Below are 23660 nucleotides of genomic sequence, written 5' to 3' on the forward strand. Positions count from 1 at the left end.
CCAATACACTGTTGACCAGAATTTTAGGTATCGATCCAGGTTCGCGCATCACCGGATACGGGGTGGTGGAGTCCACGCCGCGCGGCATTCGTTATGTGGCCAGCGGCTGTATTCGGGTCAAGTCCGACCAGTTCCCCGAGCGCTTGAAGCAGATTTTCGACGGTGTCAGTCAAGTCATCGAATTGTACCGGCCTGAGCAAATGGCCATTGAGCAAGTATTCATGCACAAGAACGCCGATTCGGCCTTAAAGCTGGGCCAGGCGCGCGGTGCGGCTATTTGCGCCACGCTGAATCGAGATTTGCCGGTGTTCGAATACGCCGCGCGGCAGGTGAAGCAGGCCTTGGTGGGTAAAGGTAATGCCGATAAGCTGCAAGTCCAGCACATGGTGAAAATTTTGTTGAGTATTCAAGGTGATATGCAAATCGACGCCAGCGACGCGCTGGCGATCGGTTTGTGCCACAGCCATTATCAGGAAACCGCAATGCGCTTGCAGAAGGTAAGTTCATGATCGGCTTTTTACGCGGCCGCTTGATCCACAAGGCGCCGCCGCAGCTATTGCTGGATGTGCAGGGTGTCGGCTATGAAGTGGAAGCGCCGATGAACACCTTTTACGACCTGCCGGCGCTGGGAGAGGAAGTCAAGCTGCATACCCATCTGGTGGTGAGGGAAGACGCCCATATCTTGTTCGGCTTTGCCACCGAAAACGAACGCATGCTGTTCAGGACCTTGATCAAGGTCAACGGGGTCGGTCCGAAGCTGGCGTTGACGATATTGTCCGGGCAAAGCACCGAAGAATTTTATCGCTGCGTCGACGATAACGATGTCAAAGGTTTGGTACGCTTGCCGGGCGTCGGCCAAAAAACCGCCGAGCGCTTGATTATCGAAATGCGCGGCCGCTTGCCGGAATTGAGCAAACTGTCGGTGTCGCTTGATCGATCCGGTCCGGCGACCAACTCATCGGCCAGTCCCAAGCAGGAAGCGATTAGCGCGTTGTGCGCCTTGGGTTATAAGCCGCAGGATGCGGCGCGGATGGTGCAAGCGATTGCCGTCGAGGATAAAAGCTGTGAGGACATCATTCGGCTGGCGCTACGCGGTGCGGTTAAATGATCGAAAGCGACCGTTTGGTGACCGCGCAAGGCAATAACGACGAAGAACGCGTCGATCGGGCGATTCGCCCCAAGCGCCTGAAAGATTATGTCGGTCAAAAAGAGCTGCGCCAGCAAATGGAAATTTTTATTCAGGCGGCGGTGACGCGCTCGGAAGCGCTGGATCATGTATTGATCTTCGGGCCACCGGGGTTGGGTAAGACCACCTTGGCCAATATCGTTGCCATGGAAATGAACGTCAACATTCGCCAAACTTCCGGTCCTGTGCTGGATAAAGCCGGCGATTTGGCGGCTTTGCTGACCAATCTGCAAGCGCACGACGTGTTATTCATCGATGAAATCCATAGGCTCAGCCCGGCGGTCGAAGAGGTGCTGTATCCGGCTATGGAAGACTACCAAATTGATATTATAATAGGCGAAGGCCCGGCCGCCCGCTCGATCAAGCTGGATTTGCCGCCGTTTACGCTGATAGGCGCCACCACCCGAGCCGGTTTGTTGACATCGCCTTTGCGCGACCGTTTCGGTATCGTCCAACGCCTTGAGTTTTACACCGTCGACGAGCTGGCCAGCATTGTCAGTCGGTCGGCGAAACTGTTGAATATAGGCATGGACAGTGGTGGCGCGGACGAAATCGCTTGCCGCTCGCGCGGTACGCCGAGGATTGCTAACCGGTTGTTGCGCAGAGTTCGCGACTTCGCCGAAGTCAAAGGCAACGGCACCGTGACTCGCGAGATTGCCCAGCAGGCATTGGAGATGTTGAAAATCGATCTGCAAGGTTTCGATATGCTGGACCGTAAACTGTTGACGGCCATGATCGAACATTTTCAAGGCGGTCCGGTCGGTTTGGATACCTTGGCGGCGGTGATCAGCGAAGAGCGCGGCACGGTGGAAGATGTGTTGGAGCCTTATCTGTTGCAGCAGGGTTTTATCATGCGTACCCCGAGAGGTCGGGTGGTGACGCACAAGGCTTACAGCCATTTTGGCTTGCCAGCGCCTAGGCAACAACCCGGTACCGATGACCTTTTTGATCGTTAATAATTCGTTAAGAGACGAATGAAAGAATTTAACTGGCCGGTACGAGTGTATTACGAAGATACCGATGCCGGCGGCGTAGTGTTTTACGCCAATTATTTGAAATTTTTTGAACGCGCCAGAACCGAAATGCTGCGTAGCTTGGGCTTTGAACAGGATAGCCTGATGGCTGAACAAAACCTGATTTTCGTGGTCCGCTCGGTGAAAGTCGACTATTTAAAACCCGCCCGTTTCAACGAATTGTTGGATGTGAGCGCAAAAGTCATTGAACATAAAAAAACCAATTTCACCTTTGAGCAATCGATTACCCGGCAACAGGACTTGTTATGCAATGCTGAAATTCGAATTGCCTGTCTTGATGCGCACAGCATGAAGCCCAAACTTATTCCCTCTGCTATTTTGGAACAATTAAACCAATGAATACCGATTTATCCATCCTGACGCTGGTCAAAGAAGCCAGTATCGTCGTTCAGTTTGTCATGTTCATTTTGCTGTCGGCATCGGTTGCGTCATGGACCTTCATCTTTTCCAAGCGTAAGGAACTCAGCAAGGCCATCGAGATTACCGACGATTTTGAAGACGAATTTTGGTCGGGTGTCGGTCTGGCCGAGTTGTATAAAAAAATGTCCAGCGACCGGTTCGAGCCGGAAGGTATCGAAAAAATCTTCCTGGCCGGTTACCGCGAATTCGCGCGGATGCGCCAGAAAGGCGATGTCGAACCCTCGGTACAGGTGGAAAGCGCGCAGCGGGCGATGCGGATCGAGTTATCCCGCGAGCTGGATAGGCTCGACGAGACTTTGCCGTTTTTAGCGACAGTCGGTTCCACCAGTCCGTATATCGGCCTGTTTGGTACCGTCTGGGGCATCATGAACTCGTTCCGCGCCTTGGGGGAGATTAAAAATGCCACCTTGGCCAATGTCGCGCCGGGTATTTCCGAAGCCTTGATCGCCACCGCGATCGGCTTGTTTGCGGCGATTCCGGCGGTTATTGCCTATAACCGTTTCTCCACCCGCTTGGATCGTTTGGCCGGCCGTTATGAGTTATTCGTCGACGAGTTCGTGGTATTACTGCAAAGACAGGCGCACAGCAAATGAATGTAGGCGGCAGCAATCGCAGATCGCGTAAAAAACGCGGGGTAATGGCTGAAATCAACGTCGTGCCCTATATCGACGTCACATTCGTGCTGTTGATGATATTCATGATCACCGCGCCGCTGGTACAAACCGGTGTCGATGTCGAGTTACCGCAAGCCGAAGCCGAGTCGGTGGATTTGCAGGATCAGGTGCCGGTGATCGTCTCGATCAAGAAAGACGGCAGTTTGTATGTCGATATCGGCAATGGCGACGAAGAAGCCGATACCCCGGTTGATGTCGATACCGTCAAAACCCGAGTGGCGGCGGTATTCAGAAACAATCCCAAAGCCCAGCTTTATGTACGCGGTGACCATGAAGTGGATTATGGCAGCATCGTCAAAGTGATGGTCGAACTCAAAAAAACCGGCGCGCCTAAAGTCGGCTTGATGACCGCGCCTCCGCCAGACAGTAAATAACCATAGCGCATGAGAAACTTCAAACCCTCGTTTGTATTGGCGGTTGCTTTACATATCCTGATCGTGTTGTTGTTCAGTATTAGCTTCTTGACCGACAGCGATACGGCGCAAACCTCGCCACCGGCCGACATTATCGAAGCAACCGTGATGGATGGCGCGGAAATAGACGCCGAAGCCGAGCGCTTGAAACAAAACGAAGCCAATAAGCACCAAGCCGACGTCGAGCATCAGCAACAGCTGGAAAATGCCCGAAAGGCCGAAGAACAGGCCTTGCAGCAAGCTAAAAAGCAGCGCGTGCTCGAAGAGCAAAAAATCCAGGAAGCCGCCGAGCGACGCAAGCAAGAGGCTTTGGAAGAGCAGAAGAAACAAGAGCAACTGGAAACCAAGCGCAAGGAAGAGGAAAAAAAGTTAGAGGAAGCCAAGGAACGGCGAGCTCTGGAAGAGAAAAAAGCCAAGGAAGTCGCCGAAAAGCAGAAACAGGCCGAGTTGGAGAAGCAAAAGGAGACAGCGGAAAAACAGAAGCAAGCGGAGCTGGAAAAGCAAAAGGAAGTCGAGAAACAAAAACAGCTGGAAAAACAAAAACAGCAGGAAGTGGAGCGCGAAGCCAAGCTCAAGGAACAAAAGCTAGCGGAACAAACTCGGGCCAAACAGCAGCAGGAAGCCGAAGTCAAAAAGCTGGAGCAAGAAAAGAAGTTGCAGGAACAAAAAACTCTGGAGCAGCAAAAAAAATTACAGGAACAAAAAGCCGAGGAAGCCAAGCGGCAAGAACAACTAAAACAAGCCGAAGCCAAGGCTAAAGCGGAAAAGGATCAGCAGTTGGCCGAGGAAAAAGCCAAGGCCGATAAGGAAAAACAAGCCGCGCTTAACGCCGAAAAGGCGGAAAAAGCCAAGCAAGCCGCCGAAGCCGAGGCCAGGGCCAAAGCCGAGAAGGAAAAACAATTAGCCGCCGAGAAAGCGGAAAAAGATCGGCAAGCCAAGATAGCTGCCGAAGCGGAGGCTAAAGCCAAGGCCGAAAAGGAGCGCCAAGCCAAGTTGGCGGCGGAAAAAGCCGAGAAGGCCGAGAAAGAACGACTGGCGGCCGAAGCGGCGGCAAAAGCTAAAGCCGAGCAAGAACGCCAAGCCGCGATAGCGGCTGCAGAGAAAGCCGAAAAAGATAGGCAAGCTGCAGAAGCCGCTGCGGCGGCTGCGGCAAAAGCTGCATCGGATAAGCAGGCTGTCGATTCAGCCAAACAGATGATCGCCCGAAAAGTGGAGGGTGCCTGGACGCGGCCAATCAACGCGACACAAGGCTTGAAATGCACAATTCAGGTAAAATTGTTAGCTAGCGGCGATGTGATGGATGCTGTAGTAATCAGCAGCAGCGGCGATCCGATTTTTGACCGGTCGGCCGAAAACGCGGTGAGAAAAGCCTCGCCGTTGCCAGTGCCTCAAGATAGGAATTTGTTTAATCAGGAATTTAGAGTTTTCACCTTCGTGTTTAAACCGGAATAATCAGTAAACGGAAACGAGAGAATGATGTTAATCACAAGAATTTTAGTCGGCGGTATGTTGGCTGGTATGCTCACAGTGGCGCAGGCGGCCGGTTTAACCATCGAAATTACCAAAGGCTCGCAAACCGCGGTACCCATCGCGATTGTGCCGTTTGCCCAACAAGGCTCTATCGGCAACGTCAAATTAGCCGATGTGATTAGTTCGGATTTGGGCGGCAGCGGTTTTTTCAAAGCCTTGCCCGAAGACGATATGCTGACCAAGCCCAGCGAGCCGGAACGTATCAATTTCAAGGACTGGCAGGTGCTGGGTCAAGATTACATGGCGATAGGCCAGGTGGTCGGCAACGGCGGCAGCTACAACATTCAGTTTCATCTGTTTAACGTTCATAACGGCCAGTTGCTGATGGGCTATCGTTTGACGGCGGGTGCCAACGAATTGCGCCGTGCCGCGCATCACATCAGCGATTTGATTTACGAAAAACTCACCGGTCGCAAGGGTGCGTTTAATACCCGTATCGCCTATGTGACCAGCGTCGGTCGCGGCAACGGTAAACAATATATGCTGCAAGTGGCGGACGCCGACGGCTATAACCCGCGCACCATCGCCGAGTCGCCGGAACCGATCATGGCGCCTGCCTGGTCGCCGGACGGCAGCAAAATCGCTTATGTGTCTTTCCATACCAAGCGTTCGGAAATTTGGATGCAAACTTTGGCAACCGGACAGCGCGAGAGTGTTTCCTCGTATCCGGGCATCAACGGCGCACCGGCTTTTTCACCGGATGGCAGTCGTCTGGCAATGACCTTGTCCAAGGACGGCAGCCCGGATGTTTATGTGTTGAATTTGGGTAGCCGGTCGTTGACTCGCTTGACCAGCGGTTTATCGATCGATACCGAACCGACTTGGTCGCCGGACGGCAGCTCTATATTATTTACCTCCGATCAGGGCGGCAAACCGCAGCTTTACCTGATGCCTGCTTCCGGCGGCAAAGCCAGTCGCGTAACTTTCCAGGGCGATTACAACGCCAGGGGCCGTTTTTCCGCCGACGGCAGAAGCCTGGCGATGGTCACCGGCAGTGGCGGTGGTTACAAGATAGCCGTCATGGATATGGCCTCGCGTACCGTCAACGTATTGACTGAAGGCAATCTGGACGAGTCGCCCAGCTTTGCGCCGAATGGCAGCATGGTCTTGTTTGCCGCGAATCGCGGCGGTCGATCGGCTTTATCGGTGGTGTCCACCGACGGCGCCATGCAACAGAAATTGGCATTCGAGAGTGGCGAGGTCCGCGAACCGGCCTGGGCACCTTGATTGCGATCGCGATAGCCCTCAAACTATCGATACCTGAGTTTTACTTAATATCTGGAGAAAATTGATGAGATTTAACAAAACCTATTTGGCTTTAGCCATGACTGCGATTTTGATAACAACCGGCTGCAGCTCAACCGAAGAAGAAGGTTTGGCCGAGTCAACCCAAGGTACCGACGCTTCGACCAGCGGCTATGCCGATGGCTCTATGTCCGGTAGCCAATTCGGTTCAGGCTCTGGCCTTGGTTCCGGTTCCGGCGCTAACTTGGGCCCCGAATTCAGCGACCCTAACAACCCATTATCGAAACAAGTGATTTACTTTGAATTGGACAGCAGCCAAGTCAAACAAGACTACGTGCCTGTCGTCGCGGCGCATGCGCGTTATTTGGCTTCGCATCCCAATCAACACGTGATTTTGTCCGGCCACGCCGACGAGCGCGGTTCCAGCGAATACAACATCGCCTTGGGCGAACAACGCGCTAAATCGGTGGAAAGAATGATGCGTTCGCAAGGCGTCACCGCCGGCCAATTGGAAGTGGTTAGCTATGGCGAAGAAAAACCGGCTACCGGCGGACACGACGAATCGGCATGGCAAATGAATCGCCGCGTGGAAGTTGGCTATCAATGAGTAAGCGTGCGCTTCTGATGTTGGGTCTTGGCTTGGGCTTTTGCGCCGAAGCCGATGCCGCGCCAGTCAACAGCGCCGGGTACCCGGCGGCCAACGGCTATGCGCAGCAGGCCGCCGCGCCAACCGACAATGCTATTTTTGAAGTGTTGGGTAGATTGGAGCAGTTACAATCGGAAGTGCAGCAATTGCGCGGCATGGTCGAAGAGCAATCGCAGACCATTGCCGATTTGCAAAGGAAACAGAGCAATATGTATTCCGATCTTGACGATAGGATGCAGGCTTTGACGGCGGGTACTCAAGGCGCGCAAGCGCAGCCAGGTCAAACTCCGGCAGCGCAAGCGGCGGCTGGAGAGGCGACTGCGGTAGCGCCTGGGGCGGCAACCCCGGCTCAACCGGCTACAGCAGCACCAGTATCGCCCAGCCCTGCGCCGGCGGCGCCTGTCGCCAGCCCGACACCTGCTCAGCAAGCCCCTGCGGCCGTGGCTGAAAACAAGGCTGCTGCCGCGACGGTGACGTCAGGCAACGAGAAGGAGCGGTATCAGGCGGCCTACGATACCTTGCGTAACGGCCACAATGCTCAAGCCATTAAAATGTTTCAAGATTTGCTGAAAGATTTTCCGGCCGGCGAGTTTTCCGATAATTCGCAATATTGGCTGGCGGAAGCCTATAAGATCAACCGCGAATTCGATGCGGCGCGCGCGGCTTTTAACAAGGTGGTTAGTCAATATCCCAACAGTTCCAAAGTGCCCGATGCCCTGTTGAAACTGGGTTATATCGAATTCGATACCCAAAATATCGCAAAAGCTCGCGATTATCTGACCAGGGTGACGACCAGTTATCCGGATACCACTGCGGCGCATCTGGCGGCGAAAAAACTGGCGCAAATGCCTCAATAAGCCGGCGTTCGGATGGATCAATCGCTGCGCATTACCGAAATTTTCTATTCCTTGCAGGGTGAGGCGAATACGGTGGGACTACCTACCGTATTTATTCGCTTGACCGGCTGTCCGTTACGCTGCTCCTACTGCGATACCGCTTATGCGTTTAGCGGTGGCGAAAAACTCGGCATCGACGAAATTTTGCGGCAAGTCGGCCTCTACAACACTCGCTACGTGACGGTGACCGGCGGCGAACCGCTGGCTCAACCGGCTTGCAATCCTTTGATGGTCCGGTTGCTCGACGCCGGTTACCATGTTTCGTTGGAAACCAGCGGAGCGTTGGATGTTTCGACTGTCGATAGCCGGGTCAGCAAGGTGATGGACCTAAAAACGCCGAGTTCCGGCGAGATGGCTCGCAATCGCTACGAGAACATTCAATATTTAACGGTTCGCGATCAGGTTAAATTCGTCATCGCCAATAACGCCGATTACCAATGGGCCAAGCAACAGCTTGAACAATATCATTTACCTGAATTCTGCGAAATTCTATTTTCGCCGGTGATGGATGTGATGTCACCCACCGAGTTGGCCGAGTGGATATTGGCGGATCAGTTGCTGGTTCGTTTTCAAATTCAATTACATAAATTTCTCTGGAATGACGCGCGCGGAAAATAAGGCCAAATCCAGGCCAGCCATCATATTATTGTCCGGCGGCTTGGATTCCGTCACGGTATTGGCGCTGGCCAAGCAACAAGGTTTCACTTGCTACGCCTTGAGTTTCGATTACGGTCAACGCCACAATGCCGAATTGGAAGCCTCCAAAAGAATAGCCCAACGCTATCAGGTGACGGATCATAAGATTATCAATCTGGGCTTAAGCGCGATTGGTGGTTCGGCCTTGACCGACGCCAAGATCGATGTGCCAACTTCGCCGCAAGCCGGGATTCCGGTGACGTATGTGCCGGCCCGAAATACTATCTTTCTGGCTTTTGCGTTGGGTTGGGCGGAAGTGTTGAATGCGCACGATGTGTTTATCGGCGTCAATGCCGTCGATTATTCCGGTTACCCCGATTGTCGGCCGGAGTTCATCAAAGCCTTCCAGGATATGGCCAATCTGGGTACCAAGGCTGGCGTCGAAGGTCATAAAATTCAGATTCACACGCCGTTGATAGCACTGAGTAAGGCCGAAATCATCGGGCAAGGTATGGCGCTAGGCGTCGATTACGCCGATACCGTTTCTTGCTATTCGGCAGATGTCGACGGCCGGGCCTGCGGCGTTTGCGATGCTTGTCGCTTGCGGGCCGCCGGTTTTCAAAATCTGGGCGTGGCCGATCCGACCCGTTATCGGCGCAATAACCCGGCTTGACGCGCATTTATAAAAAACACTAATGGCACGAGCCATTATTTGTCGGCTAAGCTATTCGGTAGTTTTAAACGAATTTACCGTCGATCCGAGGGTTCGCGAATATGCATATCAATCAAGCCAAATCCCAGTTTGTCGCTGTGGCATCCATTGCCGCCGAGCTGAGCGCGGTGATGGAAGTAGCCAAGGAAATTTCCTTGGCGGCGGCCAATGCCAAGGCTATCGCTTTTCGTGCCGGCGAAAAGGCCAAGGGTTTTCAGCCGATCACCGATTTTATCAACGAGTTGGCCAAGGACACGATCGAATTGGTCAATAGCATTAACGAATTTGCCTTTCTGCTTTATCGGTTGACGGTCAATGAACAACGTATGACCGAGGCCTGTCGCCGTTTCGAGCGCGTCGAGCAATTGGCCGTTGGTGCGCGATATGCTGATTCCTTGGCGATACCGTTGCAAGACGCCAGGCAAAAAGCTCAAACTTGTCATCGGGAATTTATCGCCCATGTTTCCGAGTTGCTGATCAAATTAGCCGAGGTGATGCATCCGGCCAGAGCCGCGCGGGTGATTGCCGCCAATTCCCGGATCGAAGCCTCGCAAGCTGGCGAATACCTGCAAAGTCTGCAAGCAGTGGCCGAAAGCGTCGATCATGCTGCGCAGATTATCAACGATAAGGTGCACAAATGCCGGAGCGCGTTGACGGTTATCAATATCGCCGAGTAGCCCTGTCACCCCCCATTGCCTAGAGGTACCGTTAGCATGAGAATGACCAAAATTTACGAGGGAGCGTACCAATGGATTATGTTGGGTCGCGATCCGCATAAGCCCGAGAAAATTATCGATACCAACCAGTATATGGTCAGAACCGCCAATCGCTGTTTGTTGATCGATCCGGGCGGCATAGAACTGTTTGCGCCGATGCTGGCGGCGGTGTTGCACCATGCGCCGGTCGAGGAGATCACCGATTTGTTCGCTTCGCATCAGGACCCTGACATTATTTCGTCCTTGGGTTTGTGGGATCAGGCGCTGCCGCACGCCAAGTTGCATGCCGCCGCTTTGTGGGAAGGTTTTTTAAGGCATTTCGGCTGCGAATCCATCGAATACGTCGCGATACCCGATCATGGCGGCGTCATCAATCTTGGTGCTACCGAACTACAAATCGTGCCGGCGCATTATCTGCATTCGTCCGCCAACTTTCATCTTTACGACCCGCAGGCCAAAATTCTGATGTCCGGCGATGTCGGCGCCGCCTTGGAAGCGCCCGGCGGGCCGGTTTTTGTCGATAATTTTGACACCCATATCGAGAAAATGAGATTTTTTCACCAACGCTGGATGCCCTCCAATCAAGCCAAACGAGCTTGGATAGACCGGGTCAGAAAACTGGATATTCAGATTCTGGCGCCGCAACACGGCCGGATGTTCAAGGGCGACGACGTCAAGCGTTTTCTGGATTGGTTCGAGGCTTTGCAAGTAGGGATTGCCGTATAAAACAAGCATTTGCCAAAAATTGGGTTTATAATCCGGCCATTAGGAGCCCCCGTCGTGAGATGGGGGTTTTTTGTTAGTGAGAGTAGTTGGGGTATCTCATCAAGCATGGCGCAAAAACTTTATATACAGACTAACGGTTGTCAAATGAACGAGTACGATTCCGACAAGATGCGGGACGTACTGATGGCATCGCACGGCATGGAGTTGACGGACATTCCGGAACACGCCGATGTGTTATTGCTGAACACTTGTTCGATTCGTGAAAAAGCCCAGGAAAAAGTGTTTTCCGCGGTCGGGCGCTGGAAAAAAATCAAGGACAAACGCCCCGAAGTGATCATCGGTGTCGGCGGCTGCGTAGCCAGTCAGGAAGGCGCGGCGCTACAAAAGCGCGCGCCGTATGTCGACATCGTCTTCGGTCCGCAAACCCTGCATCGCTTGCCGGAACTGTTGAACCAGGCGCGCAGCGGCAGTAAGCATGTGGTGGATATTTCCTTTCCGGAAATCGAAAAATTCGACAACTTGCCCGAACCGCGTGCCGAAGGTCCGAAGGCCTATGTATCGGTGATGGAAGGCTGCAGCAAATACTGTACTTACTGCGTGGTGCCCTACACCCGCGGCGAAGAAGTCAGTCGGCCGCTGAACGACGTCATCGCCGAGATCGAAACCTTGGCCAAACAGGGCGTGCGCGAGATCAACCTGTTAGGCCAGAACGTCAACGCTTATCGCGGGGCGATGGAAGACGGCGACAGCGCCAGTTTCGCGCTATTGCTGCATTTTGTCGCCGCTGTCGATGGTATCGACCGGATTCGCTTCACCACCTCGCATCCATTGGAATTTAGCGACGACATCATTGAAGCCTTTGCCGAGATTCCGCAGTTGGTCAATCATCTGCATTTGCCGGTGCAAAGCGGCAGTAATCGGATTTTGGCCGAGATGAAACGCGGCCACGTCCGCGAGGATTATCTGGAGATCATGCGCAAAATCAAAGCCGTGCGGCCTGGCATTAGCTTGTCGTCGGATTTCATCGTCGGTTTCCCCGGCGAAACCGAGCAGGATTTCGAAGATACCATGGCGCTGATCGAGGAAGTCGGTTACGACTTTTCCTATAGCTTTATCTTTAGCGCCAGACCGGGTACGCCCGCGGCTAACTTTGCCGACGATGTCAGTATGGCAATCAAGGAACAGCGTTTGCAGCGGCTAAAAGGACGTTTGAACGAGATGTTCATGGCCATTTCCGAGTCCATGATCGGCAGCGTGCAAAGCGTCTTGGTGGAAGGTATTTCCAAGAAAAATCCGTTGCATCTGACCGGGCGTACCGAGAATAACCGAGTGGTTAATTTCGCCGCGCACCCGCGTTTGATCGGGCAATTCGTCGATGTGCTGATCATGGAAGCCTTGCCTAACTCGCTACGGGGTCGCCTTGTAGAATCGTCCATCGAAAAAATTACCCAGACCGCCTAGTGTTAACTGCCAGCCATTTTTCTCAAGAAATCACCTTGTTACCTGCCGATGCGCAACGCTTGTCCAACTTTTGCGGACAATTGGATGCGCATATCCGTCAGATCGAACAACGCTTGCATGTCGAGATCGCCAATCGCAGCAATCATTTCAAAGTCACCGGCGTCGACGGCGCGGTCAAGGCGGCGTGTGCGGTGATCCAGAAGCTATTCGAGCTGACCGAGCGCGAGGAAATTACCCCGGAGCAAGTGCATCTGAGTTTGCAGGATGCCAGCATCGACCAATTGATGCAGGAAACGCCGCCGGTCAGGGTTGAACAAGTGGCGATAAAAACCAAGCGCGGCGTAATCAAGGGCCGCGGCCATAATCAACAGGATTATCTGCGCAAAATCCTGTCGCACGACATCAATTTCGGCGTCGGTCCGGCTGGCACCGGCAAGACTTATCTGGCGGTGGCCTGCGCGGTCGAGGCGCTGCAAAACGAAACGGTGCGGCGGATTGTGCTGGTGCGGCCGGCGGTGGAAGCCGGCGAGAAGCTGGGATTTTTGCCGGGCGACATGGCGCAGAAAGTCGATCCTTATCTGCGGCCGTTGTACGACGCCTTGTATGACATGCTCGGTTTCGAGCGGGTGGAAAAGCTACTGGAAAAGAACGTCATCGAAGTGGCTCCGTTAGCGTTCATGCGTGGTCGGACCTTGAACGACTCTTTCATTATTCTCGACGAAGCGCAAAACACCACTACCGAGCAGATCAAGATGTTTTTGACACGGGTCGGTTTCGGTTCGACGGCGGTGATTACCGGTGACGTCACCCAAATCGATTTGCCCAACGAAAAAATGTCTGGCCTAAAACATGTTTTGAAAGTGTTGAAGGATGTCGAAGGTATCAGCTTCACATTTTTCGGCGTACGCGATGTGGTTAGACACCCCCTGGTGCAGCGGATAGTCGCGGCTTACGAGCAGTACGAGCAAGAGCAAAGCCCCGCCTCCTAAGTCATGAATTATATCGATTTACAAATCGCCACTTCGGCGGTGCATCCCGAGCCCGAGCAGTTTCAACGCTGGGTGAATGCGGCTTTGGAGTCTTTCGAGAATAATGACGAGGATAGCGAGATCGTGATTCGTTTGGTCGACGCTGCGGAAAGCGCCGAGCTGAATCAGCAATATCGCCATAAGAACGGTCCCACCAATATTTTGAGTTTTCCGTTTGAAGTACCGGACGGCATGGAAATGGATTTGCTGGGGGATCTGGTGATTTGCGCGCCGCTGATCGCCCTGGAAGCCGAGCAACAAAATAAATTAGCCGAGCATCACTGGGCGCATATCACTGTACACGGCGTACTGCATTTGTTAGGGTATGACCATGTCGAGGAACAGGATGCCGAAGAAATGGAAGCGCTAGAGATAGAAGTTTTAAGTAGATTAGACATAGCCAACCCTTATATGGAGGATAATAAGCAATGAGCGATGGTAACCCCCCGAGTAGTCAGCCCCATAAGAGTTTGATCGAACGCATCGGTCATTTTCTGAGTGGGGAACCGCAAGATCAGGAAGACTTGCTGGAGATATTGAGAGAGTCGCAAGAAAAACATCTGCTGGATTCCGATGCGCTGTCCATGATGGAGGGCGTGATGCATGTGGCGGAAATGCGGGTTCGCGACATCATGATTCCGCGTTCGCAAATGGTGGTGGTGCCTAGAGACGCGGAGCTGGAAACCATCTTCCCGCTGGTCGTCGAATTTGCCCATTCCCGTTTTCCTGTCATCGAAGAAGATCGCAGTAAAGTCGTCGGCGTGTTACTCGCCAAAGACTTACTGGCCCACGCGTTGCGCGATAAAACCCTGAAAGTGGAAGATGTGATGCGGCCGGTCAACGTGGTACCGGAAAGCAAGCGTTTAAACGTGTTGCTAAAAGAGTTCCGCACCGAACGTAATCACATGGCCATCGTCGTCGACGAATATGGCAATGCCGCGGGATTGGTCACCATCGAAGACGTGCTGGAGCAAATCGTCGGTAAGATCGAAGACGAGCATGACGACGACGAAGTACAGGAGTTTATTTCGCAACGTGGCGAAAAAGAATTTATTGTCAGTGCGTTGACGCCCATCGAAGAGTTCAACGACTATTTTTCCGCCGATCTGGAAGACGACGAGTACGATACCCTGGGCGGACTGATCGTGCAGCGTTTGGAACATTTTCCGAAGAAAGGCGAAAAAGTCGAGCTGGACGATTTTTGTTTCGAGGTTTTGCGCGCCGATAATCGGCGGGTGCATCTGTTGAAGTTGAAAATCAGATAAGGCTCAATCAGCCAGATCGACCTTGATCAAAATCCGCAAATCGTTTTGGCGGGTACTGTGATTGATACCGCCGAATCCCTGGCTATCGGAACGCTCGTTGTCGGCATTGCCGGCAATTTCCACCCACTCACCCAGATTGGCTCGCAAAGACGTGTGCGCGGACTGGGTTTCGATCCGACCGTTTTGCTGGAAGCGATCCGACCAAGGTTCGATATCGATAGTGACTTGTTGACCGGTTAAGCGGGGCGTGACGGCAAAGCCCGTGCTCGCTTCTATCATCTGGGTGTTGCTGATCACCGCGTTGCCATAGCCGGAACCGTAGACACTGTAATTCTGTATAGGCCGTACCTCGCCGGTTTGAATGTGGGCCGGTTGACCTTCCAATGTCCGCAACTGCTGATGCTGTTGCCGGTTTTGCAAATCCTCGGTACTGCCGACCATGCCGCGCATGTTGATGGCATGGCGAGAGGCGGCAAGCGCCGCTTCCGCATTCAACTCGGCGGCGGTTTTGCTGCTGGTTTGCAGTACGCTGATCAATAAATTGCTGAGTCGGGTATCGAGCTTTTGGATTAGCGCCCGAATCTCGCCGAGTTTGGCAGGACTGGTCTTGATGATTAGGCTGGAGCCGTTGTCGATTACCCGGTCTTCGGCATCCAGCAAAGGTGCCAGCAAAGCCTGTAATTCCGTGGCCGGGCGGTTGGCGAGGGGGATGACTTCCATCACCGCCTCGTCGGCAACCGCAATGCCGTGCCAAACCATCAGACCGGCTAGCCAGGCTTTAAATTTCATTGTAAAGCGCCAGATACTGATTGGCGCTGTTTTGCCAGGAAAAATCCTTGACCATTGCATTACGTTGAATCTGCCGCCAGACGGGTTGGTTGTGGAACAGCACCAAGCTGCGTTTGATGGCTTCAATTAGCGCCGCTGCCGAGGTGTCGTTGAAGGCGATGCCGCTGGCGGTGCCGTTGGCGATGCTTTCCGGCAAGGCATCGACGACCGTGTCCGCCAAACCGCCGGTTTTTCTGACGATGGGCAGCGTGCCGTAGCGTTGGCTGTACATCTGGTTCAAACCGCAGGGTTCGAAGCGCGATGGCATCAGAAATATATCGGCGCCGGCTTCGATCTGATGCGCTAAACGCTCGTCGTAACCGATGGTGATAGCCATTTTTTCAGGATACAGGCGGGCAAATTCTTGCAGCCGGTATTCGATGCTCTTGTCGCCGCTGCCTAACAGCGCGAATTGTAATGGCAGCGTGGTCATTTCTTGCAGACAACTCAGTACCAAGTCGATGCCTTTTTGTTCGACCAGTCGGCCTATCAGGCCGAACAATGGTAATTCCGAATCTACCGGCAAGCCCAATTGCTGTTGCAATGCAGCTTTGTTGACTTTCTTGTCTTTCAAGGTTTTGACGCTGTAAGTATGGGTGATATACGCGTCGCTAGTCGGATCCCACACAGATGTGTCTATGCCGTTGATGATGCCTCGCAGATGTTCTTGCTTATGCGCCAACAGCCCTTCCAAACCATAACCGAATTCCGGTGTCTGGATTTCCTGGGCATAGGTGGGGCTCACGGTGGTGATCCGGTCGGCGTAACTCAGGCCGCCTTTGATGAAAGACAGCATGCCGTGGAATTCCAGACCGTCCGGATGCAGCAATTGTCCGGGCAAGTTCAGTTGTGAATAGGTATTGCCGGGGAATAGGCCTTGATAGGCCATGTTATGAATCGTAAAAATGGTTGCCGGCGGATGTGATTCCAGGGACAGCAAGGCCGGTACCAAGCCGGTTTGCCAGTCGTTGCAGTGCACGATGTCGGCATGCCAATCCAGATAGGCGCGATTCATCGCCACTTCCACGATGATCCGGCAGAACAGCGCGAAGCGTTCGCCGATATTCGCCCAGGGCCGGCCGGCTTCATCGAGATAGGGGTTGCCGGGAAAATTGAAGAATGGCGGATAATCGACCAGCCAGACAATGACATTGTTGCCGGGCAAGCGGGTTTCCAGCAGGTTGACATCGCAATTGTTGACCCGAACCGTACAGAGGTAGCGGCCGGGCTCGCAATTTTTGATGGCCTGGTAATTGGGCATGATGATGCGCACGTCCTGGCCTAGTTCAGCAAGGGCTGGTGGCAGGCTGCCGGCGACATCGGCTAAACCGCCGGTCTTGATTAAAGGGTGGGTTTCGCTGCTCGCGAACAGAATTTTTTTCATAACGGTTAAAACTACATTCTCAGAATAATGCCGGCCAAGGGCGGCAAGGTAACGGAAATGGAGTGGTCCTGATTCATCCACGGTTGCGGTTCGGAATGCACGGCGCCGTTGCCGGCATTGCTGCCGTCGTAATATTGGGAATCGGAGTTGAAGATTTCGTGGTAGATGCCCGGATTGGGCACGCCAATTCGGTATTGCTCGCGCGGTACCGGCGTGAAGTTCAGAATGACGATCAAGTCTTCATGCGCGGATTTGCGTCGATAGCTAATGATGGATTGCTGATAATCGTGGCAATCGATCCATTCAAAGCCCTGGTGCTCGAAATCGTAGCGGTGTAATGCCGGATGGTCGGCGTAGAGTTTGTTCAGGTCCTTGACCAGGGTTTGTAGGCCTTTGTGATGCGCATAGTCCAATACATACCAATCCAGCGTGCGGTTACAACTCCACTCGGTGCCTTGTCCGAATTCGCAGCCCATGAACAATAGCTTTTTACCGGGGTAGGTAAACATCATGGTGTACAGCAAACGCAAATTGGCGAAACGCTGCCATTCGTCACCGGGCATTTTATTCAGCATGGAGCCTTTGCCGTGCACAACCTCGTCGTGCGAAAACGGCAGCACAAAGTTTTCGGTAAAGGCGTACAGCAAACCAAAGGTCAGTTCATCATGATGATAGGAGCGATGGATCGGCTGTTCCTGCATATAGTGCAGAATGTCGTGCATCCAACCCATGTTCCATTTCATCGAGAAGCCCAAGCCGCCGGTCCAGGTGGGGCGGGTGACTTGCGGCCAGGAAGTCGATTCCTCGGCCATGATGACCGTGCCGGGATGCTGTTCATGGGTGACGGTATTCATGTGGCGCAGGAAGTCTATCGCTTCCAGATTTTCGTTGCCGCCATACATATTAGGAATCCAGTCGTTGGCATCGCGCGAGTAATCCAAATACAGCATCGACGCCACCGCATCGACGCGCAGGCCGTCCAGGTGAAATTCCTCCAGCCAGAAGAAGGCGCTGGATAGCAGGAAGTTTTTGACTTCGTTGCGGCTGTAGTTGTAAATCAATGTACCCCAGTCGCGGTGTTCGCCCTTGCGCGGATCTTCGTGCTCGTACAGCGGTGTGCCATCGAAGCGGCCCAGCGCGAAGCTATCCTTGGGAAAGTGGGCGGGCACCCAGTCCAGAATCACGCCGATGCCGTTCTGGTGACAATGATCGATGAAATAACGGAAATCGTCTGGCGTACCGTGGCGGCTGGTGGGGGCAAAATAACCGGTGGTTTGGTAACCCCAAGAGATGTCCAGAGGATGTTCGGTTACCGGTAGCAATTCGATATGGGTAAAGCCCATGCTTTTGACATAATCGACCAGTTGCTCTGCTAACTCCCGGTAATTTAAAAAGTTGCCGCGCTGATCGCGCCGCCAGGAACCCAGGTGCACCTCGTAAATCGACATCGGTTCATGTAGCCAGTCGTGTTGCGGGCGTTGCTCCATCCAGTTGGCGTCTTGCCAGGTGTAGTTGTCTTCGTCGATGACAATGGCGGCGGTTTGCGGGCGGAATTCGAATTGTTGGCCATAAGGATCGGTTTTTACCAGTAACTGACCTGTGTGGCGATTCAAAATTTCGAACTTGTACAGACAGCCGACGTCCACGCCAGGGATGAAAATTTCCCAGATGCCGCTGCTGCCCAGGCTGCGCATCGGGTGACAACGACCATCCCAACGATTGAAGTCGCCGATGACGCTGACTCGTTGGGCATTGGGCGCCCACACGGCAAAATGCACGCCCGGAATGTCGGCAATGCTGTGTAGATGCGAGCCGAGCTTTTGATAAATGTGCCAATGCCGGCCTTCCGCGAACAGGTGCTGGTCGAACTCGGGCAATACCGGGCCGAAGCTGTAAGGATCGTAGTGCTGATGGTCGTGGCCGTCCTTGTCGGTCCAAAATAGCTGGTAATGCCCGGAAACCAGTTCTTTATCGGGATGGTATTCAAAAAAATCGGTGCCGGTAATGCGCTGGAACTCGGCGCCCTTTGGGGTCAGCCCGACAGTTTCGGCGTATGGCAAATATACTCTGATGACTGCTTTGCTCCCCTGGCCATGGCGGCCCAGAATGGCAAATGGATCATGATGCTTCGCTTCAATGAGTTTGATAAGTTCTGAATCAAGCGGGTTGGTTTTGCTTGGCTTGTTCATTTTGCAATGCCTCAGTTATAGTTAGGTTATTGGATGGCAGGAACAGCAATTTTGGTAATGACCGACTTTTCAGCATCAAATCGCTTGGCTTTTTACTTTTGCGTGAAGAGTAACGATAATGGCCCGACGCGGCAAGTGGCAGGTCAACAAATCTACTAATTGCCGGTTCATTCGGATTTTGGCGGTACAGCTTATTTATTTGAAATAGAGGATACACATGTCAGTCGTCGATACACAACATAAGCAAAGATGGGTTAATGACTTAACCCGCAATACCATCGCCTTGATCCTGGCTGGCGGACGCGGATCGAGACTCAAGAATATGACTGACTGGCGCGCCAAGCCGGCGGTGCCTTTCGGCGGCAAGTTCCGTATTATCGATTTCCCGTTATCGAATTGCATTAATTCCGACATCCGCAAGATCGGCGTACTGACTCAATACAAGGCGGATTCGCTGATTCGACATATCCAGCAAGGCTGGGGTTTTTTGCGCGGCGAATTTGGCGAGTATGTCGATTTGATGCCGGCCCAACAGCGGCATGACGAAGATTCCTGGTACCAAGGCACGGCTGACGCCATCTACCAGAACATCGACATTCTCCGTGCCCGCAATCCCGAGTTCGTACTGGTATTAGCCGGCGATCATATCTACAAAATGGACTATTCGGTGATGTTGGCCGATCACGTGGCCAATAACGCCGACTTGACGATAGGCTGCATCGAGGTGTCGCTGGAAGATGCCAAGGCCTTCGGCGTGATGCACGTCGACGATAACCGCAGAGTCAAGGCGTTTGTGGAAAAGCCCGAGAATCCGCCGGTGATGCCGGGCAGGGAGAATACCGCGTTGGCCTCGATGGGGATTTATATTTTCAATGCCCGCTTTTTATTCGAGCAATTGATCAAGGATGCGGACACTAAAGGCTCCAGCCGAGATTTCGGTAAGGACATCATTCCTTCGGTGATCGAAAAGTACCGGGTTAACGCCTATCCGTTTCTGGACTTACAAAGTGGTCAACAAAGCTATTGGCGCGATGTGGGGACGATAGACGCTTATTGGACGGCCAACATGGAGCTGGTCGGCGTCAAACCTGACCTGAATTTGTACGACAATACCTGGCCGATCTGGACCTACCAGGCGCAGACGCCGCCGGCTAAGTTCGTGTTCGACGACGACGACCGCCGCGGTATGGCTATCGATTCGATGGTATCGGGCGGCTGCGTGATTTCGGGTGCGGTAGTGCGGCATTCGCTGCTGTTTTCGCAGGTGCGGGTCAACTCCTATAGCACGGTGGAAGATTCGGTGGTCTTGCCCGAAGTCAATATCGGCCGGCATTGCCGGATTACCAAAGCAATCATCGAAAAAGGCTGTCAGATTCCGGAAGGCACTGTGATCGGCGAAGATCGCGCGGACGATGAAAAACGCTTTCATGTCAGCGAAGGCGGGGTGGTGTTAGTCACGTCCGATATGCTGGGACAACGCCGGAATTATGTCAGATAAAAAACTGAAGCTGGTGCTGTGTTGGCACATGCACCAGCCTGAGTATCGCGACATGCACAGCGGCGAATTCAAATTGCCGTGGACCTATCTACATGTCATCAAGGATTACGTGGATATGGTGGCGCATTTGGAGGCGGTGCCCGCCGCCAAGGCCGTCGTCAATTTTGCACCGATTTTGCTGGAACAGATCGAGGATTATTCCAATCAAGTCAGTGCGTATTTACACGATAGGATTACGATCAAGGATCCCTTATTGGCGGCGCTGGTCGAGCCTTCTTTGTCCGCCGACCCGGAAAGACGCTTGAAACTGTTACGCGATTGCAAAAAAGCCAATCGCGAACGGCAAATCGAGCGTTATCCGGCCTTTCGCAAACTGATAGACATGGCCGATTGGCTCCAAGGCCATCAAGATGGGATTAATTACGTCAATGCCCAGTTTGTCACCGATATTTTGGTTTGGTATCACTTGGCCTGGATGGGCGAGACCGTCAAGCTCAGCGATAACAGGGTCATACGTTTAATCGAAAAAGGCAGTGGTTTCAGTTTGCACGACAGGATAGAGATCGTCGAAATCATTGGCGATTTACTGTCTAAAGTCATATACCGGTACAAGGCCTTGGCGCGCAAGGGTCGTATCGAACTGTCCGTTACGCCGTATGCGCACCCGATCATGCCGCTGATGCTCGATATCGACAGCGCTCTGGAAGCAATGCCGGGAGCGGCTTTGCCGGCTCTCGACCAGTACCCCGGCGGCGAAGAGCGGGTGTACTGGCATTTGCGGAAAGGTGTCGCCACGTTTAGGCATTTTTTCGGCTTCGAGCCGCAAGGTTGTTGGCCGTCGGAAGGCAGTGTCAGCACTCGGACCTTAGAAATTTTGTCGGATTTTGGCTTTCGCTGGGCGGCGAGCGGCGGTAATGTATTGCATAACAGCATGCATGCCTCCGGGATAGGCGAGATGGCCAGCGTACATCGGCCGTTTAAGATGGAGGCCACCGATATTGCCTGTTTCTTTCGTGACGATGGCTTATCGGATTTGATTGGTTTTGAGTATTCGAAATGGCATGCCGACGATGCGGTCGCCGATCTGATTCAGCATCTGGAGAATATCGCCCATTACGACTCACAAACGCCGTTGGTTTCCATCATTATGGATGGCGAAAATGCCTGGGAATATTTTCCGGATAACGGGTATCATTTTCTTAGCGCCTTGTATAAGCGGCTTAGTGAGCATCCGCATATCGAATTGACGACTTTTTCAGAATATCTGGACAGTGCCGCCGCGCAAGTGATGTTGCTGCCCAAATTAGTGGCGGGCAGTTGGGTTTACGGGACTTTCTCGACTTGGATTGGCGATGCCGACAAAAATTGCGGTTGGGATATGCTGGGCGATGTCAAAACCGCATTTGACCGGGCGTTGATTAACGGTAGACTAACCGAACAACAATTGGCGGCCGCCCAGACACAGTTGGGTGTTTGTGAAGGTTCGGATTGGTTTTGGTGGTTTGGCGATTACAATCCCGGCGAAGCGGTCAGTGATTTTGAAAAGCAGTACCGGCTCAATTTAAGCAATCTCTATCGATTGTTGGGCGAAGAGCCTCCGCCGTATTTGGCGCTCTCCTTCACGCAAGGTAGCGGAAGTCCGGCGATGGGTGGTGCAATGCGGCGCGGTAATCAAATTTAATTTATTGGAACAAACATGGGTGCTCTCTTGGATAAACGCCGCGCAGGTGTTTTGCTGCATATAACATCGTTGCCCGGCCGCGGAGAGTGCGGCGATTTAGGCAGAGAGGCATTTAATTTTGTAAATTTTCTCCACGATGTCGGCGCCACGGTTTGGCAAACCTTACCGCTGGGTATGCCGCATGGCGATGGCTCGCCTTACCAATGTTTATCGGCCCACGCCGGTAATTCGTCTTTGATCAATATCGAATGGCTGGCCGAGAAGAACTGGCTGCAAGCGGCCGATCGCTGTGACGATTGCCGCAGGAACGCCGAATACAGTAAAAGCTGCATGATCACCAAGGCTTTTTATGGTTTTCAGACCTTGGCCGACGCCGATCAGAAGCAGGATTTTCAACAGTTTTGTATCGATAAGGCCGATTGGCTGGAAGATTTTGCATTGTTTATTGCCTTGCGCAATGTGTTCGGACAAAAAAGCTGGAATCAATGGCCGGAAGCCTTAAGGCAGCGAGAGCCAAAGGCATTGAACGAATCCAGGCAGTTGCTTAAGGCGGTGATCGATACCATCAAATTCGAGCAGTATGTATTCTTCCGGCAATGGCATGAATTAAAAGATTATGCCGCCCAGAAGGGCGTGCTGGTGTTCGGCGATATTCCGATTTTCGTGTCTTACGATAGCGCCGACGTTTGGGCTAATCGGGATGTGTTCAAACTCAATAAGTTGGGCGAAATGGATACGGTGGCCGGTGTGCCGCCCGATTATTTCTCCGAGAACGGTCAGCGCTGGGGCAATCCGCATTACGATTGGGATTATTTGCAGAAAACCGGCTTTAAATGGTGGTTGGATCGAATCAAATCACAGTACGAAATGTTCGACATCCTCAGAATCGATCATTTTCGCGGGCTGGAGGCGGCGTGGGAAATTCCGGCCGACGAGGATACCGCGATCAACGGCCAATGGGTTAAAGCACCTGGCGCAGAGTTATTGGCCGCTATTCAGCGGCAATTTGCTTCCTTATCCTTGGTGGCGGAAGACTTGGGTATCATCACCCATGAAGTCGAAGCGCTGCGGGACGATTTCAATTTGCCGGGCATGAAGATTTTGCAGTTTGCTTTCGGCGACGATAGCCGCAATCCTTATCTACCGTGTAACTATCAGAAAAACAGTGTGGTTTATACCGGTACACACGATAACGATACCACGCTGGGTTGGTTCGAGGGATTGAACGACGGCGAAAAGCAACGCATTTACGATTATCTGGGCTGGTCCAGTTTGCCCATGCCCAGTGCGTTGATCCATGCGGCATTGGGATCGGTCGCCAATTTGGCGGTGATCCCGATGCAGGATATTCTCAAGCTGGGTTCGCCGGACCGAATGAACACGCCAGGCACTACCGTGGGTAACTGGCGCTGGCGGTTCGATTGGTCGCAGCTAAGCGGGGATAAAGTCGGGCATTTTGCCCATCTGGTTAGGTTGTTCGGCCGCTAGACTT

The 23660-nt window shown here is 53.1% G+C and carries 24 protein-coding genes; 21 read left to right on the forward strand and 3 right to left on the reverse strand.

Annotated features, from left to right (window positions below):
• Positions 1-11 precede the first annotated feature (11 nt).
• The 18 genes from ruvC (at position 12) to QZJ86_RS03970 (ending at position 14588) form a co-directional block, all read left to right on the forward strand.
• A complete protein-coding gene (gene ruvC, locus QZJ86_RS03885; protein ID WP_301936586.1) occupies positions 12-509 on the forward strand; it encodes a crossover junction endodeoxyribonuclease RuvC in 498 nt (165 codons plus the stop codon).
• Positions 506-1108 carry a Holliday junction branch migration protein RuvA gene (ruvA, locus tag QZJ86_RS03890; protein ID WP_301936588.1) on the forward strand — a complete coding sequence of 201 codons (603 nt, stop codon included), beginning with the start codon at positions 506-508 and terminating at the stop codon, positions 1106-1108. The genes ruvC and ruvA overlap by 4 nt, the downstream gene beginning before the upstream one ends.
• The gene (ruvB, locus tag QZJ86_RS03895; protein ID WP_301938907.1) at positions 1108-2142 is read left to right on the forward strand and encodes a Holliday junction branch migration DNA helicase RuvB; all 1035 of its coding nucleotides are present in this window, start codon (positions 1108-1110) and stop codon (positions 2140-2142) included. The genes ruvA and ruvB overlap by 1 nt, the downstream gene beginning before the upstream one ends.
• Before the next feature lie 18 nt (positions 2143-2160).
• Entirely contained in the window at positions 2161-2559 is a 399-nt protein-coding gene (gene ybgC / locus QZJ86_RS03900) for a tol-pal system-associated acyl-CoA thioesterase (protein WP_301936590.1), read from the forward strand.
• A complete protein-coding gene (gene tolQ, locus QZJ86_RS03905; RefSeq protein ID WP_301936592.1) occupies positions 2556-3233 on the forward strand; it encodes a protein TolQ in 678 nt (225 codons plus the stop codon). Before ybgC ends, tolQ begins: the two co-directional genes overlap by 4 nt.
• Positions 3234-3277: 44 nt before the next feature.
• Positions 3278-3688: a protein TolR gene (gene tolR / locus QZJ86_RS03910; RefSeq protein ID WP_225587463.1), complete on the forward strand. Its 411-nt coding sequence runs from the start codon at positions 3278-3280 to the stop codon at positions 3686-3688.
• Positions 3689-3697: 9 nt separating this feature from the next.
• Positions 3698-5179: a cell envelope integrity protein TolA gene (gene tolA, locus QZJ86_RS03915; protein ID WP_301936594.1), complete on the forward strand. Its 1482-nt coding sequence runs from the start codon at positions 3698-3700 to the stop codon at positions 5177-5179.
• 21 nt (positions 5180-5200) lie between these two features.
• Positions 5201-6484 (forward strand): Tol-Pal system beta propeller repeat protein TolB, encoded by a 1284-nt coding sequence (gene tolB / locus QZJ86_RS03920; RefSeq protein ID WP_301936595.1) that lies wholly within the window; start codon positions 5201-5203, stop codon positions 6482-6484.
• Positions 6485-6548: 64 nt separating this feature from the next.
• Positions 6549-7109, forward strand: coding sequence for a peptidoglycan-associated lipoprotein Pal (pal, locus tag QZJ86_RS03925; RefSeq protein WP_301936596.1), 561 nt, complete (start codon positions 6549-6551; stop codon positions 7107-7109).
• On the forward strand, positions 7106-8005 hold the full coding sequence (ybgF, locus tag QZJ86_RS03930) for a tol-pal system protein YbgF (RefSeq protein WP_301936597.1): 900 nt from the start codon (positions 7106-7108) through the stop codon (positions 8003-8005). The genes pal and ybgF overlap by 4 nt, the downstream gene beginning before the upstream one ends.
• A 12-nt stretch (positions 8006-8017) precedes the next feature.
• Complete coding sequence (gene queE / locus QZJ86_RS03935; RefSeq protein WP_301936598.1) at positions 8018-8662, forward strand: 7-carboxy-7-deazaguanine synthase QueE; 645 nt, start codon at positions 8018-8020, stop codon at positions 8660-8662.
• Positions 8643-9353, forward strand: a complete 711-nt coding sequence (gene queC / locus QZJ86_RS03940) for a 7-cyano-7-deazaguanine synthase QueC (protein ID WP_301936600.1) — start codon at positions 8643-8645, stop codon at positions 9351-9353. The genes queE and queC overlap by 20 nt, the downstream gene beginning before the upstream one ends.
• 101 nt (positions 9354-9454) lie before the next feature.
• Complete coding sequence (locus QZJ86_RS03945) at positions 9455-10069, forward strand: chemotaxis protein (RefSeq protein ID WP_301936603.1); 615 nt, start codon at positions 9455-9457, stop codon at positions 10067-10069.
• 36 nt (positions 10070-10105) lie between these two features.
• On the forward strand, positions 10106-10834 hold the full coding sequence (locus tag QZJ86_RS03950) for an oxygen-binding di-iron domain-containing protein (RefSeq protein ID WP_301936604.1): 729 nt from the start codon (positions 10106-10108) through the stop codon (positions 10832-10834).
• A 105-nt stretch (positions 10835-10939) separates the two neighbouring features.
• On the forward strand, positions 10940-12295 hold the full coding sequence (gene miaB / locus QZJ86_RS03955; RefSeq protein WP_301936605.1) for a tRNA (N6-isopentenyl adenosine(37)-C2)-methylthiotransferase MiaB: 1356 nt from the start codon (positions 10940-10942) through the stop codon (positions 12293-12295).
• On the forward strand, positions 12295-13284 hold the full coding sequence (locus QZJ86_RS03960; RefSeq protein WP_301936606.1) for a PhoH family protein: 990 nt from the start codon (positions 12295-12297) through the stop codon (positions 13282-13284). The genes miaB and QZJ86_RS03960 overlap by 1 nt, the downstream gene beginning before the upstream one ends.
• 3 nt (positions 13285-13287) lie before the next feature.
• Positions 13288-13755: an rRNA maturation RNase YbeY gene (ybeY, locus tag QZJ86_RS03965; protein ID WP_301936607.1), complete on the forward strand. Its 468-nt coding sequence runs from the start codon at positions 13288-13290 to the stop codon at positions 13753-13755.
• Positions 13752-14588, forward strand: a complete 837-nt coding sequence (locus tag QZJ86_RS03970; protein ID WP_301936608.1) for an HlyC/CorC family transporter — start codon at positions 13752-13754, stop codon at positions 14586-14588. Before ybeY ends, QZJ86_RS03970 begins: the two co-directional genes overlap by 4 nt.
• 3 nt (positions 14589-14591) lie before the next feature.
• Here the strand turns inward: QZJ86_RS03970 and QZJ86_RS03975 are convergent, their stop codons facing one another.
• Genes QZJ86_RS03975 through glgB form a run of 3 tightly spaced genes read right to left on the reverse strand, consistent with a single transcriptional unit; the run spans position 14592 to position 18989 of the window.
• A complete protein-coding gene (locus QZJ86_RS03975) occupies positions 14592-15377 on the reverse strand; it encodes a type II and III secretion system protein (protein ID WP_301936609.1) in 786 nt (261 codons plus the stop codon).
• Positions 15367-16800 carry a glycogen synthase GlgA gene (gene glgA / locus QZJ86_RS03980; RefSeq protein ID WP_301936610.1) on the reverse strand — a complete coding sequence of 478 codons (1434 nt, stop codon included), beginning with the start codon at positions 16798-16800 and terminating at the stop codon, positions 15367-15369. Before glgA ends, QZJ86_RS03975 begins: the two co-directional genes overlap by 11 nt.
• Before the next feature lie 11 nt (positions 16801-16811).
• Entirely contained in the window at positions 16812-18989 is a 2178-nt protein-coding gene (glgB, locus tag QZJ86_RS03985; protein ID WP_301936611.1) for a 1,4-alpha-glucan branching protein GlgB, read from the reverse strand.
• A gap of 217 nt (positions 18990-19206) precedes the next feature.
• Between glgB and glgC the strand changes: the two genes are divergently transcribed.
• From glgC to malQ, 3 genes are read left to right on the forward strand one after another with little or no spacing between them, the layout of a single operon-like run.
• Positions 19207-20487, forward strand: coding sequence for a glucose-1-phosphate adenylyltransferase (gene glgC / locus QZJ86_RS03990; protein WP_301936612.1), 1281 nt, complete (start codon positions 19207-19209; stop codon positions 20485-20487).
• Positions 20477-22168 (forward strand): glycoside hydrolase family 57 protein, encoded by a 1692-nt coding sequence (locus QZJ86_RS03995; protein WP_301936613.1) that lies wholly within the window; start codon positions 20477-20479, stop codon positions 22166-22168. Before glgC ends, QZJ86_RS03995 begins: the two co-directional genes overlap by 11 nt.
• A 15-nt stretch (positions 22169-22183) precedes the next feature.
• Positions 22184-23656 (forward strand): 4-alpha-glucanotransferase, encoded by a 1473-nt coding sequence (gene malQ, locus QZJ86_RS04000; RefSeq protein ID WP_301936614.1) that lies wholly within the window; start codon positions 22184-22186, stop codon positions 23654-23656.
• Positions 23657-23660: the final 4 nt, after the last annotated feature.

This window comes from Methylomonas montana (genome assembly GCF_030490285.1).
Taxonomy (GTDB): Bacteria; Pseudomonadota; Gammaproteobacteria; order Methylococcales; family Methylomonadaceae; genus Methylomonas; species Methylomonas montana.